Here is an 18,432-nt window from a genome sequence, read left to right as displayed (position 1 = left end):
TGCAACCCAGCGATGATACCGAAACTACCTTAAGGCTCCGTGAAAAAACGTAACGGCCGACTGCCCCGGCACGCGTTCGCCGCCTCGCTATAATTCGGCCATGTCCGATATCACCGAAACGGCCGCGGGCGCCGCGCCCGCCCCCGCCGCGCGCCCGCTGCGCGCGATCCAGCCCCTGCCCGACCAGCTGATCAGCCAGATCGCCGCCGGCGAGGTCGTCGAACGCCCGGCGTCGGTCGTCAAGGAGTTGCTCGAGAACGCGATGGACGCCGGCGCAACGACGCTGCGCATCGTGCTGGAAGAAGGCGGCGTCAAGCGCATCTCGATCACCGACGACGGCTGCGGGATTCCGCCCGACGAACTGGCGCTCGCGCTGATGCGCCATGCGACCAGCAAGATCCGCTCGCTCGAGGAGCTTGAGGCGGTCGCGACGCTGGGTTTTCGCGGTGAAGCGCTCGCGTCGATCGCGTCGGTCGCCGAGATGTCGATCACGAGCCGGACGGCCGATGCCGCGCATGCGATGAAGATCGATGCGCAGACGGGCGTGCTGTCGCCCGCCGCCGGCTCGGTCGGCACGACGATCGAGGTGCGCGAGCTGTACTTCAACACGCCCGCGCGGCGCAAGTTCCTGAAGAGCGAGCAGACCGAATTCGGCCACTGCCTGGAAATGATCCGCCGCGCGGCGCTCGCGCGGCCGGACGTCGCGATCTCGGTGCTGCACAACGGCAAGGCCGTCGAGCACTGGAATGCGACCGAGCCCGCGCAGCGCGTCGCGAAGATCCTCGGCGACGGCTTCGCGACCGCGCACCTGCCGCTCGACGAGCAGGCCGGCCCGCTCGCCGTCTACGGCTGCGCCGGCCTGCCGACCGCGAGCCGCGGGCGCGCCGACCAGCAGTATTTCTTCGTCAACGGCCGCTTCGTGCGCGACAAGCTGCTGACGCACGCGGTGCGCGCGGCCTACGAGGACGTGCTGCACGGCGACCGCTATCCGTCGTACGTGCTGTTCCTCGACCTGCCGCCCGAAGCCGTCGACGTGAACGTGCATCCCTCGAAGATCGAAGTGCGGTTCCGCGATTCGCGCTCGATCCACCAGTACGTGTTCCACGCGGTCCAGCGGGCGCTCGCGCGCCACGCGGGCGCGTCGCCGGAAACCGCCGCGGGCGGCCATGCCGCGCATATCGAGCCCGCCCCGCGCGGGCCGGCGTCGTTCCTCGACACGCCGCTCGGCCAGAGTGCGGGCGGCGCCGGCGGCATTGGCGGCAGCGGCTTCTCGTCGCCGTCGTCGTCATCATCGGCGGGCAACACGTGGATGCGCCAGGCGCGGATGACGCAGGGCACGCTGCCCGTCGCGCAGCCGCTCGCGCTCTACGACGCGCTGTTCGGCCGCAAGGACAGCGGCGCCGGCACGCCGGACGGCACGACGCTCATCGCGCGCGATTCGGCCGATTCGACCGACGCACCGGCCGCGCCGCTGCCGGGCTTCGCCGCGTCGCCGCTCGCCGCCGGCACGCACGACGAGCAGCCGCTCGGGTTCGCGCTCGGCCAGATCCACGGCATCTACGTGCTCGCGCAGAATGCGTACGGTCTCGTGATCGTCGACATGCACGCGGCGCACGAGCGAATCCTGTACGAACAGTTCAAGAACGCGCTCGCGGATCGCTCGGTCGCCGTGCAGTCGCTGCTGCTGCCGATCTCGATGACGGCCACGCCGGTCGAGATCGGCACGGTCGAGGAAGAGCGCGACACGCTCGAATCGCTCGGCTTCGACCTCGCGGTGCTGTCGCCGACGACGCTCGCGATCCGCGCGGTGCCGGCGCTGCTGAAGGATGCCGACCTGCAGTCGCTCGCGCGCGCGGTGCTGGCCGACCTGCACGCGTTCGGCGGCTCGCGGGTGCTCACCGAGCGCCAGCACGAACTGCTCGGCACGCTCGCGTGCCATCACGCGGTACGCGCGAACCGGCGCCTGACGCTCGACGAGATGAACGCGCTGCTGCGCCAGATGGAGGCGACCGAGCGCGCGGACCAGTGCAATCACGGCCGGCCGACCTGGTATCAGCTCACGCTGAACGATCTCGACCGCCTCTTCATGCGCGGGCAATGAGCGCTTCTTCGCAGTCCGCCCCGACGACGATCGCCTGCCTGCTCGGCCCCACCGCTTCGGGCAAGACGGCCGCGGCGCTGGCGCTCGCCGCGCGCCGCCCGATCGAGATCGTCAGCGTCGATTCGGCGCTCGTCTACCGCGACATGGATATCGGCACCGCGAAACCGTCGCGCGACGAGCGCGCGAGCGTGCCGCATCACCTGATCGACATCATCGACCCGGCCGACGCGTATTCGGCCGCGGAATTCCGCGCGGACACGCTGCAGCTGATCGGCGAGATCGTCGCGCGCGGCCGCACGCCGCTGCTCGCGGGCGGCACGATGCTGTACTACAAGGCACTGACGCACGGGCTCAACGACCTGCCGGGCGCCGACCCGGAAATCCGCGCGGCACTCGACGCCGACGCCGCGCGCGACGGCTGGCCCGCGCTGCACGCGCGGCTCGCGCAGGTCGATCCCGACACGGCCGCGCGGCTCGCGCCGAACGATTCGCAGCGGATCCAGCGGGCACTGGAAATCTTCATGTTGAGCGGGCAGCCGATGTCGGTGCTGCTCGCCGCGCCGCGCCGCACCGACGATGCGGCCGCCGCGTACCGCTTCGTGCCGGTCGCGCTCGAGCCGTCGGATCGCGCGGTGCTGCACGCGCGGATCGCGCAGCGCTTCGATGCGATGCTCGACGCGGGCTTCATCGACGAAGTCGAACGGCTGCGGCGCCGCGAGGATCTCCATCCCGACCTGCCGTCGATGCGTTGCGTCGGCTACCGGCAGGCGTGGGAATTCCTCGACGGCGATACCGACTACCGGACGATGCGCGACAAGGGCATCTTCGCGACCCGCCAGCTGTGCAAACGCCAGATCACGTGGCTGCGCGCGATGCCGGAGCGGATCGTAGTCGACTGCGTCGCGCCGGATTCGACGGCCCGCGCGCTCGACGCGCTCGAACGCGTCCTCGACGGCCGCACACCGGGCTGATGCGTCAGCCGGCCCGACGCGCCGCCAGGCGCGCGCGGGCGCCGTCGACGATCCATGCGATGCCGCGCTCGAACGCTTCGTCGCCGCTGCGCTCGCGCAGCGTGGCCCAGCCTTGCGCGAACAACGGATACTCGGCCGCATCCGGCAGCAGCGCATCGGCGTCGCCGTCCGGCCGCGCCTGCTCTTCCAGCACCCAGCCGACCACGAAGCGCCCGATCGCGACCATCACGTCGACCGCCTCGTCCGGCTTGAACCCCGCTTCACCGAGCAGCGCGATCTTGCGTTCGATCGAACTGAAATGCAGCGCGCGCGGCCGGGTGCCGGCATGCAGGCGCGCGCCGTCGCGGTAAGCGAGCAGCGCGCGGCGGAAACTGCGCGCATTCTCCGCGAGCCATGCATCCCATACTTCGCCCGGCTCCGGCAGCGACGCACCGTGGCGCTCCAGCATGATCGCCTCGGCCATCGCGTCGAGCAGCTCGGCCTTGTTCCTGAAATGCCAGTAAAGCGTCGGCGACTGCACGCCGAGCCGCTCGGCGAGCCGCCGGGTGGACAGTCCATCGATCCCCACTTCATCCAGCAGGTCGAGCGCCGCGCGCAATACCGTGTCGCGCGTCAGTCGCGCCCCTGTGTCCTTCATCTCTATCACCGATAGGGAAACTGTGGAATAATCCTAACTCTATCATCGATAGAGTTATTCCCTTGAATCCGTCCCTGATTGCCATTCTGGCCACGGTCCTGCTCGACGCGATCGGCGTCGGGGTCGTGATGCCGATCCTGCCCGGGCTGCTGCGCTCGCTCGCCGCCACCGGCAGCACCGACACCCATTACGGCGTCCTGCTCGCGCTGTACGCGTTCGCGCAGTTCCTGTGTGCGCCGCTGCTTGGCGCGCTGAGCGACCGTTTCGGCCGCCGCCCGGTACTGCTGGCGTCGCTCGCGGGCGCCGCGCTGGACTATCTGCTGATGGCGCTCGCGCCGACGCTCGCATGGCTTTACGTCGGGCGCTTGATCGCGGGCGTCACCGGCGCGAACGTCGCGGTCGCGACCGCGTACGTGACCGACGTGACGGCCGAACCCGACCGCGCGCGGCGCTTCGGCCAGCTCGGCGCGATGATGGGCATCGGCTTCATCGCCGGCCCGCTGATCGGCGGCCTGCTCGGCGCGCTGCACCTGCGTGCGCCGTTCGTCGCGGCCGCGTTGCTCAACGCGCTGAATCTCGTGCTCGTGTGGCGCGTATTGCCGGAATCGCGGCCGCGCTCGGCCGGGGGCGGCCGCACGGCTGGCGCGCTCAACCCGTTCGCGAACCTGCGCCGGCTGAGCGGCGCGCCCGCGCTCGCGCCGCTGGTCGGCATCTACGTGATCGTGGCACTCGTGTCGCAGGCGCCCGCGACGCTGTGGATCCTGTACGGCCAGGAACATTTCGGCTGGTCGACGCCGGTCGCGGGGCTGTCGCTCGCCGGTTACGGCGCGTGCCACGCGCTCGCGCAAGCGTTCGCGATCGGGCCGCTGATCGCGCGGCTCGGCGAGCGGCGCGCGCTCGCGCTGGGCCTTGCAGGCGATGCACTCGGGCTGGCGGTCATCGCGTTCGCGACCGCCGCGTGGGTGCCGTTCGCGCTGCTGCCGCTGTTCGCGGCCGGCGGCATGACGCTGCCGGCATTGCAGACGATGCTCGCACGGCAGGTCGACGATACGCGTCAGGGCGAACTGCAGGGCACGCTGGCGAGCGTGGCGAGCCTGATCGGCGTCGCGGGGCCACTGGTCGTCACCGCGACCTACGCGGCGACGCGCGCGACGTGGCCGGGGCTCGTCTGGGCTGCCGCCGCGCTGCTGTACCTGCTCGTGCCGCCGTTGCTGGCCGGCGCGCGCCCGGCGAACGCGCCGCGCGCATCCGCGTGAGCGTCGGCGCGCGCCGTCGCGTTCAGCCCGCGAGCGTGACGAGATTCGCGTCGCGCACGAGCTGCCAGCGGCCGCCGGCCTTGCGGAAGATCGTCAGCGTGTGGCCCGAGCGGCGGATCGTCTCGCCGCCCGGCGGCGTCGCGTCGATCTCGATGAAATTGCGCAGGTACGCCCAGTCGCCGATCACACGCAGTTCGTCGATCCGGTAGCGGCCGTCGATCTTTGGCGCGTGCTCCGCGCCGGCGTTCGCGTCGCGCGACGCGGCCGCGAACGCCGCCTTGTCGAACGGCGGCTTGCCGGCCACCATGAAGATCGCGTCGTCGGCGATCAGGTCCAGCACCGTCGCCAGATCGCCGCGCCGGCTCGACACGAACCAGTTGTCCACGAGTTCGCGGATTGCCCGTTCGTCTTCGGTCATCGTCGCCCCTCCTTCATCGGCCTGCGTCCATACAAACGCGGCGCCCGAAAAAAAAGCCGCCCGGTACGATACCGGGCGGCTTTCCGTGCTGCATTCTGCTGCTGCGATGCGCGTCAGACCACGACCGTCTGCGCCTCGCCTTCGCGGGTCGCACGCACGGTGCCGATCTTCCAAACCTGTTCGCCGGCGGCGGTCAGGTCGGCGATCGCCGCGTCGGCATCGGCCGCCGACACGATCACGGCCATGCCGATCCCGCAGTTGAACACGCGGTGCATTTCCGCGTCGGCGACGCCGCCGTGCTCCTGCAGCCACTTGAACAGCGGCGGCAGCGGCCACGCGTGCTGGTCGAGCTCGGCGGTGAGGCCCTCGCGCAGCACGCGCGGGATGTTCTCGACGAGGCCGCCACCGGTGATGTGCGCCATGCCCTTCACCGACAGCTTCTGCATCAGCGCGAGCAGCGGCTTCACGTAGATGCGCGTGGGCGCCATCAGCGCGTCGGCGAGCGAACGGCCGTGGAAATCGGCCGACAGGTCCGGGTTCGCGCGCTCGATGATCTTGCGCACGAGCGAGAAGCCGTTCGAGTGGATGCCGCTCGATGCGAGGCCGAGCACCACGTCGCCTTCGGCGATCGTGCTGCCGTCGATGATCTTGCTCTTCTCGACCGCGCCGACCGCGAAGCCGGCCAGGTCGTATTCGCCGTCCGGGTACATGCCCGGCATTTCGGCCGTTTCACCGCCGATCAGCGCGCAGCCCGACAGTTCGCAGCCCTGCGCGATGCCCTTGACGACGGTGGCGGCCGTGTCGACGTCGAGCTTGCCGCAGGCGAAGTAGTCGAGGAAGAACAGCGGCTCGGCGCCCTGCACGAGGATGTCGTTCACGCTCATCGCGACGAGATCCTGGCCGACCGTATCGTGTTTGTTCAGATGAAACGCCAGCTTGAGCTTGGTGCCCACGCCGTCGGTGCCCGACACGAGCACCGGCTCCTTGTACTTCTTCGGCACTTCGAACAGCGCGCCGAACCCGCCGATGCCGCCGAGCACGCCGTCGCGCAGGGTTTTCTTCGCAAAAGGCTTGATCTTGTCGATGAGCGCGTCGCCAGCGTCGATGTCGACACCTGCGTCGCGATAGGACAGACCCTGAGCGTCGGGAGCGGATTTCGGAGGATTCATGGGGGAATGCGAGAAGGTCGGTAAAATGCGATTTTACCCGAAGCCGGCCCGTTGGCCGGAATTCCCAGCACCGAATCGTCAGGGATTGCATCTTGGTCGACACGTCCCCGTTTTCTTCGCCACGCGAGCCGCGCCGGAACCCGCGCGCCGCCGTGCGTGCGGCCGCGTGGTCGAGCACCGGAGCCCTCCCCCGCGCGCGCCCGGCGTACGGCACGCGTTTTTCCAACCGATCTGCATTGTGACTGTTGTGTCCCGTCAACTGACGCTCGATCTCGGCACGCCGCCGCCCGCCACGTTCGACAACTTCATCATGAACGAGGAGAACGACGAGCTCGTCTCGCGCCTGCAGAAGCTCGATCTCGCGCTCGCGGCCGGCCCCGTGCCGGACCGGTCGTTCTATATCTGGGGCGAGCCCGGCAGCGGCCGCACCCACCTGCTGCAGGCGCTCGTGAGCGACGCGTCGTACGGCTATGCGCGCTACCTGACGCCGCAGAGCCCGCTCGGCGCGTTCACGTTCGACCCGCGCATCGGCATCTATGCGATCGACGACTGCGACCGGATGAGCGACACGCAGCAGGTCGCGCTGTTCAACCTGTTCAACGAAGTGCGCGCGCACCCGTCGAGCGCGTTCGTCGCCGCGGGCCCGGCCGCGCCGCTCGCGCTCGACGTGCGCGAGGACCTGCGCACGCGGCTCGGCTGGGGGCTCGTGTTCCACCTGTCGCCGCCGTCCGACGCCGGCAAGATCGCGGTGCTCAAGCTCGCGGCGAAGGAGCGCGGGATCGCGCTGACCGACGACATCGCCGCGTACCTGCTGACCCATTTCCGCCGCGACATGCCGAGCCTGATGGCCTTGCTCGACGCGCTCGACCGCTTCTCGCTCGAGCAGAAACGCGCGGTCACGCTGCCGCTGCTGCGCCGGATGCTCGCGCGTCCCGGCGACGACATCACACCACCGGGCACGGGCCCGAACCGCTTCGAGTAAAATGCGCTTCCATGACTAATCTGGCACTCTTTGACCTCGATCACACGCTGATCCCGACCGATAGCGACCACGAATGGGGTCGCTTCATGGTGAAGCTCGGCATCGTCGACGCGGAAAGCTTCTCGCGTCAGAACGACCAGTTCTTCGCCGACTACAAGGCCGGCCAGCTCGACATCCACGCGTACCTGTGCGCGATGCTCACGCCGCTCGCGAAGTATTCGCGCGCGCAGCTCGCGCAATGGCACGAGCAGTACATGCACGAGGTGATCCGGCCCGCGATGACGCCCGCCGCGCTCGAACTCGTGCGCCGGCACCTCGATGCGGGCGACCTGTGCTGCGTCGTGACGGCGACCAACGAATTCATCACGCGCCCGATCGCGACCGCGTTCGGCGTCGACACGCTGATCGCCTGCGAGGTCGAGACGACCGACGGCCACCCCGATTCCCCGTACACGGGCCGCCCGACCGGCACGCCGAGCTATCGCGAAGGCAAGATCGTGCGGACCGAAGCGTGGCTCGCGTCGCTCGGCAAGCACTGGGACGACTTCGAACACAGCTACTTCTACAGCGACTCGCACAACGACATCCCGTTGCTCGAGAAAGTCACCGACCCGATCGCGACCAACCCCGACGACACGCTGCGCGCGCATGCAAACGCGCGCGGCTGGCGCATCCTCGATCTCTTCTGAACGTCGTGATCAAAAAATTCATCCGCAAGCTGCTCGGCCAGGACGAAACCGAGCAAACGCCTCCCGCCGCGGCCCCGGCCGACGCAGCGGCCCCTGCTGCCCCGCGCACCCCGAAGGGCGCCCGCGGCGGCGGCGCGAAGAAACCGCGCAGCAACCATGAGCCGACCGTCGTGCCGGCCAGCGTGCACGGCATCAACCCGGCGCTGATCTCGAAGAACGCGGTGCGCGTGACCGACACGCTGCAGCAGGCGGGCTTTCGCGCGTTCATCGTCGGTGGCGCCGTGCGCGACCTGCTGCTCGGCATCGCGCCGAAGGACTTCGACGTCGCGACCGACGCGACGCCGACCGAGGTGCAGCGCCTGTTCCGCCGCGCGCGCCTGATCGGCCGCCGCTTCCAGATCGTGCACGTGCAGTTCGGCCAGGAACTGATCGAGGTGTCGACGTTCCGCGCGCTGGTCGACGCGCCGCCCGAGGCGGCCGCGGCCACGGCCGAACCGCCGAAGCGCCTGAAGCGCGACGAACTCGATCGCCGCACGCACGCGGTCGACGCGAGTGGCCGCGTGCTGCGCGACAACGTGTGGGGCGAGCAGCATGAGGACGCCGCGCGCCGCGACTTCACGATCAACGCGATGTACTACGACCCGTCGACGCAGACGGTGCTCGACTACCACGACGGGATGGCCGACGTGCGCGCCCGCCTGTTGCGGATGATCGGCGATCCGGCCACGCGCTTCCGCGAGGATCCGGTGCGGATGCTGCGCGTCGTGCGCTTCGCGGCGAAGCTCGGCTTCGAGATCGAACCGCATACGCGCGAGCCGATCCACGCGCTCGCCGACCTGATCAACAACGTGCCGGCCGCGCGCCTGTTCGACGAAATGCTGAAGCTGCTGCTGTCGGGCCACGCGCTCGCGTGCCTGCAGCGGCTGCGCAAGGAAGGGCTGCACCACGGGCTGCTGCCGCTGCTCGACGTCGTGCTGGAACAGCCGCAGGGCGAGAAGTTCATCACGCTCGCGCTGAACAACACCGACGCGCGCGTGCGCGCCGGCAAGCCGGTGTCGCCGGGCTTCCTGTTCGCGACACTGCTGTGGCACGACATGCGCCAGCGCTTCGAGCAATACACCGCCGCGGGCGAGATCCCGGTGCCGGCGCTCCATCGCGCGATGGACGATGTGCTCGACATGCAGACCGAGAAGCTCGCGATCCACAAGCGCTACTCGGCCGACATGCGCGAGATCTGGGGCCTGCAGCTGCGCCTCGAGAAACGCTCGGGCCGCAGCGCGATGCGGCTGCTGGAACACCAAAGGTTTAGAGCGGGGTATGATTTCCTCCTGTTACGCTGCGAATCCGGCGAGCTCGATGCGGAAGTCGGACAGTGGTGGACGGATTTCATCGAAGGCGACGCGGCCGCTCGCGAGGCATTGCTCACGCAGGGCGGCTCGAAGGAAAAATCGCCCCGCAAGCGGCGCCGCCGCGGCGGGGCGCGCAACCGCAAGCCGGGTGAAGGTGCCGCCGAGCAGGCACCGGATACCGCGGGCGATACCGCGAGCGGTTCCGACGACTGACGCGCGCGCCGGCGAACGACGTAGGAAGTGATGCCATGACGGTTGCATATATCGGACTGGGGGCGAATCTCGGCGATGCGCGCCAGACCCTGAAGGACGCGGTGGTGTGCCTCGCGCAGCAGCGCACCATCTCGATCCTCGGCAAATCGAGCCTGTATCGCACGGCGCCCTTCGAAGCGGGCGGCGACGATTACTACAACTGCGTCGTCAAGCTCGACACGACGCTGTCGGCTCGCGAGCTGCTCGCGCTCTGCCAGAAGATCGAACATCACTTCGGCCGCGAGCGCCCGTATCGCAATGCGCCGCGCACGCTCGACCTCGACATCCTGCTGTTCGGCGCCGATTCGATCGACGAGCCCGACCTGATCGTCCCGCACCCGCGCCTCACCGACCGCGCGTTCGCGCTCGTGCCGCTCGTCGAGATCGAGCCGGCGCTCGACATCCCCGCGCGCGGCCGGGCCGACGCCTTTCTCGCCGCCGTCGCGGATCAGCGCGTCGAAAAGGTGCAGACCTGCCAGTGCCTGATGCAAAAGGCGCTCGCTGCCGGCGAAGACGCCGACAAGACCCGCTGCCGATGAACGCCACTCCGCTGACCGTCACCGCGCCCGACCTGCGCGCCCCACACCGCTATCTCGTGATCGAAGGCCCGATCGGTGTCGGCAAGACGACGCTCGCGCGCCTGCTCGGCGAGCGCTGGTCGATGCAGACGCTGCTCGAGCGCCCGCAGGACAACCCGTTCCTCGAACGCTTCTACCGCGACACCGCGCGCTACGCGCTGCCGGTCCAGCTGTCGTTCGCGCTGCAGCGCGCGCAGCAGGCGCGCGAGCTGATCGGCGCGCTCGACACGGGCCGCCCCGTCATCGCCGATTTCATGCCGCAGAAGAACGACATCTTCGCGCGGCTGAACCTGCCGGAAGACGAGTGGCAACTGTATCGCTCGGTCGCCACGCACGTCGACGTGCCGCAGGCGCCGTCGCCCGATCTCGTCGTCTATCTGCAGGCGAGCCCCGAAGTGCTGTTCTCGCGCATCCAGAAGCGCGGGCTGCCGATGGAACTGCAGATCAGCGACGCGTACCTGCGCTCGCTCGTCGACGCGTACAACGAATTCTTCTACCACTACGACCGCACGCCGGTGCTGACGGTCGCAGCCGAACACCTGAACCCGCTGGATTCCCCCGAAGATCTCGCCCTGCTGGTCGAGCGCATCGAGACGATGCGCGGCCGCAAGGAATTCTTCGTCAAGGGCGAGACGACGCGCTGACGCGTCCCGCCTGTCGCTCTTCACCCATCGACCCGGATTTCCCATGACCTATCTCCAGGAATCGAGCCGGCCTGCCGTGACGGTACCCAAGCTGCAGGCAATGCGCGACGCCGGCGAGAAGATCGCGATGCTCACCTGCTACGACGCGAGCTTCTCCGCGCTGCTCGATCGCGCCGGCACCGACGTGCTGCTGATCGGCGATTCGCTCGGCAACGTGCTGCAGGGCCACACGACCACGCTGCCGGTGTCGCTCGACGACATCGCGTACCACACCGCGTGCGTCGCGCGGGCCCAGCCGCGCGCGCTCGTCGTCGCCGATCTGCCGTTCGGCACGTACGGCACGCCGGCCGAGGCGTTCGCGAATGCAGTCAAGCTGATGCGCGCCGGCGCGCAGATGGTCAAGCTCGAAGGCGGCGAATGGCTCGCCGATACGATCCGCTTCCTCGTCGAGCGCTCGGTGCCCGTCTGCGCGCACCTCGGCCTCACGCCGCAATCGGTGCATGCGTTCGGCGGCTTCAAGGTCCAGGGCAAGACCGAAGCCGGCGCCGCGCAGCTGCTGCGCGATGCGCGCGCGATCGAGGATGCCGGCGCGCAACTCGTCGTGCTCGAAGCCGTGCCGACGCTCGTCGCGTCCGAAGTCACGCACATGCTGAAGATTCCGACGATCGGCATCGGCGCGGGCGTCGACTGCTCGGGGCAGGTGCTCGTGCTGCACGACATGCTCGGCGTGTTCCCCGGCAAGCGGCCGCGTTTCGTGAAGGATTTCATGCAGGGGCAGCCGAACATTCAGGCGGCCGTCGAAGCCTACGTGCGCGCGGTGAAGGATCGGTCGTTCCCCGGCCCCGAACACTCGTTCTGACGTAGAAGCCCGGATGTAAAAAAGCGCGGCGCCCTTTGCGGGGCGCCGCGCTTTTTTGCGTGCAGCATGGACGACCGGCTCGCGGCTCCAGCGCCTGCCCCGTCGCGTCGTTACTTCAGCACCGCGTCGAGCGCACCGCGCAGTGCATTGGTCAGCAGCAGCCCCTGCGCGCGCGCCAGATCATCGCAGGTCACGACGCGCTCGACCGCCCCGAATGCGGGATCGTCGAGCAGCACGCCGCGCATCACGCCCGGCAGCACGCCGGACGCCAGCGGCGGCGTCACCCACTGGCCATCGAGCTTCACGAACAGGTTCGAGCGCCCGCCTTCCGTCACCTCGCCGCGCTCGTTGACGAACAGCATGTCGAACCCGCCGAGCGCCTCCGCCGCCTGCCACGCGCGGTCGTATTCGGCGCGGCGCGTGGTCTTGTGCAGCAGCAGCGCATCGCTCGCGCGGGTCGGCGCGAAGCCGTGGGCCGACGCGAGCATCGCGCCGACCGGCCCCGCCGGCAGCGGCTTGAGCGGCGCGGCGACGATCTCGATCGTGCCGTCCTTCGCCAGCGCGAGCTTCATCCGGTACGCGCCGTTGCCGTCGAGCGCCGCGCAGCGTGCATCGATCTCGCGACGCAACGCGTCGGCGTCGAAGCGGAAGCCGAACGCATCGGCGCTGCGCTGCAGCCGCGCAAGATGACGATCGAGGTGGCGGATGCCGTCCGCCCGCGTGGCGGCCGTCGTTTCGAACAGCTGGAAGCCGGGATCGGCATCCGTCAGGAATCGCGCTTTCAATTCGCACTCCGCATATTCGTCGGCCGCGACGCTGTCGAGCACGATGCCCGCGCCGACGCCCATCGTGCCACGCCGCCGGCCGGCGGTCGCCGTTGCCGCGTCGCGCGTGGCGCTCGTCGCGACGGCATCGGCTGCGACCGCCTCGAGCGTCAGCGTCCGGATCGCGACCGACAGGCAGAAATCGCCGCAACCGGGCGCGCCGTCGGGTACTGCAGCGCCTGTCGGCGCGGCCTCGTCCTGCGGCGCATCGAGCCAGCCGATCGCGCCCGTATAGAGCCCGCGCGGCGTCGACTCGATCGTGTCGATCAGCTGCATCGTCTTGTACTTCGGCGCACCGGTGATCGACCCACACGGAAACAGCGCGCGCAGCATCTGCGCGAACGTCGTGCCGTCGCGCCAGCCGGCTTCGACCGTCGACGTCATCTGCCACACCGACGCATAAGGCTCGACGGAGAACAGCGCCGGCACCTTGACGGTGCCCGTGCGCGCGATCCGCGACACGTCGTTGCGCAGCAGGTCGACGATCATCACGTTTTCCGCGCGGTTCTTCGGATCGCTCGCGAGGAACGCGGCGGCCGCCGTGTCTTCACGTGGATCGGCCGAACGCGGCGCGGTGCCCTTCATCGGCCGCGCACGCAGCACGTCGCCGTGCTTCTCGACGAACAGTTCGGGCGAGCACGATACGACCCATGCGCCGGCCGGCAGCGCGATCAGCGCGCCGTAGCGCACCGGCTGACGCGCGCGCAGCCGCCGGTACAGCGCGAGCGGCGTGCCGAACACGTCGAAATTCAGCCGGTACGTGTAATTGACCTGATACGAATCGCCTGCGCGCAACGCGTCGTGCACCGCGGCGATCGCCGCGTCGAATGCATCGCGCGACACACTCTTCGCGACATGCGCGACACCGGCGATCGACGGCGTGCCGCCGCCGTCCTGCTGCGCGAGCCACGCATCGACTTCGTCGCGCGACAGCCGCTCGCAGCGCGCATACAGCAAAAAGCGCAGCGGGGCATCGCCCGGCTGCGCCCGTTGCAGGTTGCGTCCGAATGCGTAATCGCCGACGACGACCGCATGCAGCCCGTCGCGCAGATCCTGCGCGAGCGCCGCATCGACCGCGTCGAGCTGCGCCGGGTCCGTGCACACGCGCTCGCGCACGAAGCCCGAATACAAACGACTCGACCGCGCGGACGCGGTCGAGTCGCAATCGTCCAAGAGCGCGAACGACGCGCTCTCGTTGCCTTCAGTCATGCTTTACTCGAAGAAGCTCTTCACACGGTCGAACCAGCTCTTGCTCTGCGGGCTGTGACGCGCGCCGCCCTCGGCCAGCGACTTCTCGAACTGCTTGAGCAGATCGCGCTGCTGGTCGGTCAGCTTCACGGGCGTCTCGACCTGCACGTGCACGTACAGATCGCCCGCAATGCTCGAGCGCAGCCCCTTGATGCCCTTGCCGCGCAGGCGGAACGTCTTGCCCGACTGCGTGCCTTCCGGCACCGGGAACGACGCACGGCCGGCCAGCGTCGGCACCTCGATCTCGCCGCCGAGCGCGGCGGTCGTGAACGGGATCGGCATCTGGCAATGGAGATCGTCGCCGTCGCGCTCGAACACCGAGTGCGGCTTGATGTGGATCTCGACGTACAGGTCGCCCGGCGGCCCGCCGTTGATGCCCGGCTCGCCGTTGCCGGCCGAACGGATCCGCATCCCGTCGTCGATCCCGGCCGGGATCTTCACTTCGAGCGTCTTGGTTTCCTTCACCTTGCCCGACCCGTGGCAATGCGCGCACGGCTCGGGGATGTAGGTACCCGTGCCGTGGCACTTCGGGCAGGTCTGCTGGATGCTGAAGAAGCCCTGCGACATGCGCACCGTGCCCTGGCCGTGACAGGTCGGGCAGGTTTCCGGCTTCGTGCCGGGCTTCGCCCCCGACCCGTGACAGACTTCGCACGACACCCAGCTCGGCACGCGGATCTGCGTGTCGTAGCCGTGCGCGGCCTGCTCGAGCGTGATTTCCATGCTGTAGCGCAGGTCGGCGCCGCGATACACCTGCGGGCCGCCGCGGCCGCCGCGCGCGGCGCCACCCGCGGCCTGGCCGAAGATGTCGCCGAAGATGTCGCCGAAGGCATCCGCGAAGCCGCCGAAGCCCTGTGCGCCCGCACCGCCCATGTTCGGATCGACGCCCGCGTGGCCGTACTGGTCGTACGCAGCCCGCTTCTGGCCGTCCGACAGCATTTCATAGGCTTCCTTCGCCTCCTTGAAATGCTCTTCCGCATCCTTGCTGTCCGGATTGCGGTCAGGGTGATACTTCATCGCAAGCTTGCGATATGCCTTCTTGATTTCGTCGTCGCTCGCATTCTTCGCGACGCCCAGAACCTCGTAGTAATCCCGTTTCGCCATATCGATTCACTGTGCCGCCACGCATCGCGCACGCGGCGGCTCCTTTCGCCCGCAGTAAAGTCTCTCGACTCGTCTGGCGCTGCACCGTCCGCGGACGGCTCGCGCAGCACCCGCCAAAAAACAAATGTGCCCGGAGGGCCGCAAGGCCCGCCAGGCGTGGAGTCGATCCGGCCATCCGGAAGGAAAGACAGACCGCTTGTCAGCCGCGCCGCGCGCGTTTCGCGCGCGGCGTACGGTGCCATTGCAACCCGGCTCAGTCCTTCTTCACTTCCTTGAACTCGGCGTCGACGACGTCGTCGGCAGCCTGTTGCGCACCGCCCGCATGGGCCGCGCCTTCCGCTGCACCGGCCGCGCCGGCGGCACCCGCCTGCTGGGCCTGCATGTCGGCGTACATCTTCTCGCCGAGCTTCTGCGAGACCTTGCCGAGCTCCTCGACCTTCGCGTCGATCGCCGCCTTGTCGGCCGACGTGTCCTTCAACACGTCCTCGAGCGACTTCAGCGCGGCTTCGATCGCTTCCTTCTCGCCCGCGTCCAGCTTGTCGCCGTACTCGGTCAGCGCCTTCTTCGTGCTGTGCACCAGCGCGTCGCCCTGGTTGCGCGAATCGGCCAGCTCGCGCAGCTTGTGATCTTCCGCTGCGTTCGCTTCCGCGTCCTTGATCATCTGGTCGATTTCAGCCTCGGACAGGCCCGAGTTCGCCTTGATCGTGATCTTGTTTTCCTTGCCGGTCGCCTTGTCCTTCGCGCCGACGTGCAGGATGCCGTTCGCGTCGATGTCGAAGGTCACTTCGATCTGCGGCACGCCGCGCGGTGCCGGCGGGATGCCTTCGAGGTTGAACTCGCCGAGCAGCTTGTTGCCCGCTGCCATTTCGCGTTCGCCCTGGAACACCTTGATCGTCACGGCGCCCTGGTTGTCGTCCGCCGTCGAGTACACCTGGGCGTGCTTCGTCGGGATCGTCGTGTTCTTGTTGATCATCTTCGTCATCACGCCGCCGAGCGTCTCGATACCGAGCGACAGCGGGGTCACGTCGAGCAGCAGCACGTCCTTGCGGTCGCCCGACAGCACCTGGCCCTGGATCGCCGCGCCGACCGCGACGGCTTCGTCCGGGTTCACGTCACGGCGCGGATCCTTGCCGAAGAACTCCTTCACCTTCTCCATGACCTTCGGCATGCGCGTCTGGCCGCCGACCAGGATCACGTCGTCGATGTCCGACACCTTGACGCCTGCGTCCTTGATCGCGATACGGCACGGTTCGATCGTGCGCTCGACGAGATCTTCCACCAGCGCTTCCAGCTTCGCGCGGGTGATCTTCAGGTTCAAGTGCTTCGGGCCCGACGCGTCCGCCGTGATGTACGGCAGGTTGATTTCGGTCTGCTGGCCCGACGACAGCTCGATCTTCGCCTTTTCGGCGGCTTCCTTCAGGCGCTGCAGCGCGAGCACGTCCTTCGACAGGTCGACGCCCTGCTCCTTCTTGAACTCGCCGATGATGTAATCGATGATGCGCTGGTCGAAGTCTTCGCCGCCGAGGAACGTGTCGCCGTTGGTCGACAGCACTTCGAACTGCATTTCGCCGTCGACGTCCGCGATCTCGATGATCGACACGTCGAACGTACCGCCGCCGAGGTCATACACGGCGATCTTGCGGTCGCCCTTCTCGGCCTTGTCGAGGCCGAACGCGAGCGCCGCCGCGGTCGGCTCGTTGATGATCCGCTTGACTTCGAGGCCCGCGATGCGGCCGGCGTCCTTGGTCGCCTGGCGCTGGCTGTCGTTGAAGTACGCCGGCACCGTGATCACGGCTTCCGTGACCGGCTCGCCGAGGTAGTCTTCGGCGGTCTTCTTCATCTTGCGCAGCACTTCGGCCGAGACCTGCGGCGGCGCGAGCTTTTCGCCGTGCGCTTCGACCCATGCGTCGCCGTTGTCGGCCTTGATGATCGAGTACGGCATCAGGCCGATGTCCTTCTGGACTTCCTTCTCTTCGAAGCGGCGGCCGATCAGGCGCTTCACCGCGAACAGCGTGTTCTTCGGGTTGGTCACCGACTGGCGCTTGGCCGGCGCGCCGACGAGCACTTCGTTGTCGTCCATGTACGCGATGATCGACGGCGTGGTGCGCGCACCTTCCGAGTTCTCGATGACCTTGACCTGGTTGCCTTCCATGATGGCGACGCACGAGTTCGTGGTGCCGAGGTCAATACCGATGATCTTTCCCATTTTTTCCTAATCTCCAGAAATGCTTGTTTGCTGCGCGAAACGCCGCGTTTTTGGGCGGTTTCGCACGCCAGAATTCAACTCTGTTCCCGAAATGCGTCCGTCCGATCCGTTTTCAAGACCGGACGAGCGATGCGGATATTAAATTTTTTCAATCGCCGCCGGCTAGCGGATCGTGTGGGCCATCGGTGCCGTCGCCGGCCGGCGCACCGGCCGCCGCGGCGATCTTCGCGCGTGCCGCCGCGACGGCTGCCCGGAACTGCGCGAGGCCATGCCAGCCCGTCGCGCGGCCGAGCCGCTTGCCGCGGTGGAAGAAGAACCACGTCGGCACGCCGTGCAGCCCGAAGCGGCGCCCCAGCTCGCGATGTTCGTACACGTTGCAATGGAACCACTTCAGGCCGAGCGCACGGATGGCATCGGGCTGCGCGAGCATCGCCTTCTTCGCGATCTCGCAGTTGAAGCAGTCGACGCCCCAGAAGAACACCACCGCCAGCGCATCGCCCGCGCCATCGATGGCCGCGTCGAACGTGCCGGCGTCGAGCGCCTGCATGTCGAACGCGTCGAACGCGGCCGGATCGACGCCGGCGGGCACCATTTCCGCTGCCTTACTTCGACTGCGCGACGGTGACGAGCGCCGGGCGCAGCACGCGGTCGGCGATCATGTAACCCTTTTGCAGCACGGTGACGACGGTGTTCGGCTCCTGCTCGGCCGGCACCATCGAAATGGCCTGGTGCTGGTGCGGATCGAACTTCTCGCCGACCGGGTTGATCGCGACGACGCGGCCCTTCTCGAGCGCGCTCGTCAACTGGCGCAGCGTCAGCTCGACGCCTTCGCGCACCTTCGCGATGTCGCCGGAGGTATCGCTGACGGCCGCTTCCAGGCTGTCCAGCACGGGCAGCAGGTGTTCCGCGAAGCTCTCGATCGCGAACTTGTGCGCCTTCGACACGTCGTCCTGCGCGCGGCGGCGCACGTTCTCGGTCTCGGCCTTCGCCCGCAGGAAGCTTTCCTGGAGCTCGGCGACCTTGGCTTGAGCCTCCGCGAGCGCCGCGTCGGCGGCTTCGGCGGCGGGTGCGGCGCCTTGCGCCGCCTGCTTCTCGCTGCCGATGTCTTCGGCCGATGGGGTAGCCGGGTTCTCTTGCGTGTTTTCCAT

17 protein-coding genes are annotated in these 18,432 nt (G+C 68.5%); 9 read left to right on the top strand and 8 right to left on the bottom strand.

The features are described from left to right. The first annotated feature begins 100 nt into the window (after window positions 1-100). Both mutL and miaA read left to right on the top strand, forming a co-directional pair. The gene (gene mutL, locus DFS13_RS05815) at window positions 101-2,101 is read left to right on the top strand and encodes a DNA mismatch repair endonuclease MutL (RefSeq protein ID WP_111441447.1); all 2,001 of its coding nucleotides are present in this window, start codon (window positions 101-103) and stop codon (window positions 2,099-2,101) included. Beyond that, on the top strand, window positions 2,098-3,072 hold the full coding sequence (miaA, locus tag DFS13_RS05810) for a tRNA (adenosine(37)-N6)-dimethylallyltransferase MiaA (protein WP_111441446.1): 975 nt from the start codon (window positions 2,098-2,100) through the stop codon (window positions 3,070-3,072). The genes mutL and miaA overlap by 4 nt, the downstream gene beginning before the upstream one ends. Before the next feature lie 4 nt (window positions 3,073-3,076). Here miaA and tetR read toward each other — a convergent pair whose 3' ends face one another. Further along, a complete protein-coding gene (gene tetR / locus DFS13_RS05805; RefSeq protein ID WP_034200989.1) occupies window positions 3,077-3,709 on the bottom strand; it encodes a tetracycline resistance transcriptional repressor TetR in 633 nt (210 codons plus the stop codon). A gap of 62 nt (window positions 3,710-3,771) precedes the next feature. On the opposite strand from tetR, the gene tet reads away from it, so the two are divergent. Further along, complete coding sequence (tet, locus tag DFS13_RS05800; RefSeq protein ID WP_111441445.1) at window positions 3,772-4,965, top strand: Tet(A)/Tet(B)/Tet(C) family tetracycline efflux MFS transporter; 1,194 nt, start codon at window positions 3,772-3,774, stop codon at window positions 4,963-4,965. A 22-nt stretch (window positions 4,966-4,987) separates the two neighbouring features. Here the strand turns inward: tet and DFS13_RS05795 are convergent, their stop codons facing one another. Continuing rightward, window positions 4,988-5,383, bottom strand: coding sequence for an SgcJ/EcaC family oxidoreductase (locus DFS13_RS05795; RefSeq protein WP_034200991.1), 396 nt, complete (start codon window positions 5,381-5,383; stop codon window positions 4,988-4,990). Between the two features lie 113 nt (window positions 5,384-5,496). Next, window positions 5,497-6,552 carry a phosphoribosylformylglycinamidine cyclo-ligase gene (gene purM / locus DFS13_RS05790; RefSeq protein ID WP_006497487.1) on the bottom strand — a complete coding sequence of 352 codons (1,056 nt, stop codon included), beginning with the start codon at window positions 6,550-6,552 and terminating at the stop codon, window positions 5,497-5,499. 247 nt (window positions 6,553-6,799) lie between these two features. Here purM and hda point away from each other — a divergent pair, with 247 nt between their 5' ends. From hda to panB, 6 genes are read left to right on the top strand one after another with little or no spacing between them, the layout of a single operon-like run. Continuing rightward, window positions 6,800-7,534: a DnaA regulatory inactivator Hda gene (hda, locus tag DFS13_RS05785; RefSeq protein ID WP_034200992.1), complete on the top strand. Its 735-nt coding sequence runs from the start codon at window positions 6,800-6,802 to the stop codon at window positions 7,532-7,534. A gap of 11 nt (window positions 7,535-7,545) precedes the next feature. Beyond that, a complete protein-coding gene (locus DFS13_RS05780; protein ID WP_060213961.1) occupies window positions 7,546-8,223 on the top strand; it encodes an HAD family phosphatase in 678 nt (225 codons plus the stop codon). 5 nt (window positions 8,224-8,228) lie between these two features. After that, window positions 8,229-9,785, top strand: coding sequence for a polynucleotide adenylyltransferase PcnB (gene pcnB / locus DFS13_RS05775; protein WP_006497490.1), 1,557 nt, complete (start codon window positions 8,229-8,231; stop codon window positions 9,783-9,785). 35 nt (window positions 9,786-9,820) lie between these two features. Beyond that, window positions 9,821-10,363: a 2-amino-4-hydroxy-6-hydroxymethyldihydropteridine diphosphokinase gene (gene folK / locus DFS13_RS05770; RefSeq protein WP_006476832.1), complete on the top strand. Its 543-nt coding sequence runs from the start codon at window positions 9,821-9,823 to the stop codon at window positions 10,361-10,363. Continuing rightward, window positions 10,360-11,046 (top strand): deoxynucleoside kinase, encoded by a 687-nt coding sequence (locus DFS13_RS05765; RefSeq protein WP_006484932.1) that lies wholly within the window; start codon window positions 10,360-10,362, stop codon window positions 11,044-11,046. The genes folK and DFS13_RS05765 overlap by 4 nt, the downstream gene beginning before the upstream one ends. 43 nt (window positions 11,047-11,089) lie before the next feature. Beyond that, the gene (gene panB / locus DFS13_RS05760; RefSeq protein WP_006485002.1) at window positions 11,090-11,905 is read left to right on the top strand and encodes a 3-methyl-2-oxobutanoate hydroxymethyltransferase; all 816 of its coding nucleotides are present in this window, start codon (window positions 11,090-11,092) and stop codon (window positions 11,903-11,905) included. A 110-nt stretch (window positions 11,906-12,015) separates the two neighbouring features. Here panB and DFS13_RS05755 read toward each other — a convergent pair whose 3' ends face one another. From DFS13_RS05755 to grpE, 5 genes are all read right to left on the bottom strand, one after another. Then, window positions 12,016-13,938: a chorismate-binding protein gene (locus DFS13_RS05755; protein WP_111441444.1), complete on the bottom strand. Its 1,923-nt coding sequence runs from the start codon at window positions 13,936-13,938 to the stop codon at window positions 12,016-12,018. Between the two features lie 3 nt (window positions 13,939-13,941). Then, window positions 13,942-15,078, bottom strand: a complete 1,137-nt coding sequence (dnaJ, locus tag DFS13_RS05750; protein WP_006476837.1) for a molecular chaperone DnaJ — start codon at window positions 15,076-15,078, stop codon at window positions 13,942-13,944. A gap of 253 nt (window positions 15,079-15,331) precedes the next feature. Then, window positions 15,332-17,284, bottom strand: coding sequence for a molecular chaperone DnaK (dnaK, locus tag DFS13_RS05745; protein WP_006484920.1), 1,953 nt, complete (start codon window positions 17,282-17,284; stop codon window positions 15,332-15,334). Between the two features lie 148 nt (window positions 17,285-17,432). Further along, a complete protein-coding gene (locus DFS13_RS05740) occupies window positions 17,433-17,876 on the bottom strand; it encodes a thioredoxin family protein (RefSeq protein WP_111441443.1) in 444 nt (147 codons plus the stop codon). 10 nt (window positions 17,877-17,886) lie between these two features. Further along, complete coding sequence (gene grpE / locus DFS13_RS05735) at window positions 17,887-18,432, bottom strand: nucleotide exchange factor GrpE (protein ID WP_006484988.1); 546 nt, start codon at window positions 18,430-18,432, stop codon at window positions 17,887-17,889.

The sequence above is a fragment of the Burkholderia sp. 28_3 genome (assembly GCF_003253915.1).
GTDB lineage: Bacteria > Pseudomonadota > Gammaproteobacteria > Burkholderiales > Burkholderiaceae > Burkholderia > Burkholderia cenocepacia.
Note: the sequence above shows the minus strand (reverse complement) of the source record. Positions and strands in the feature narration are given on the sequence as shown.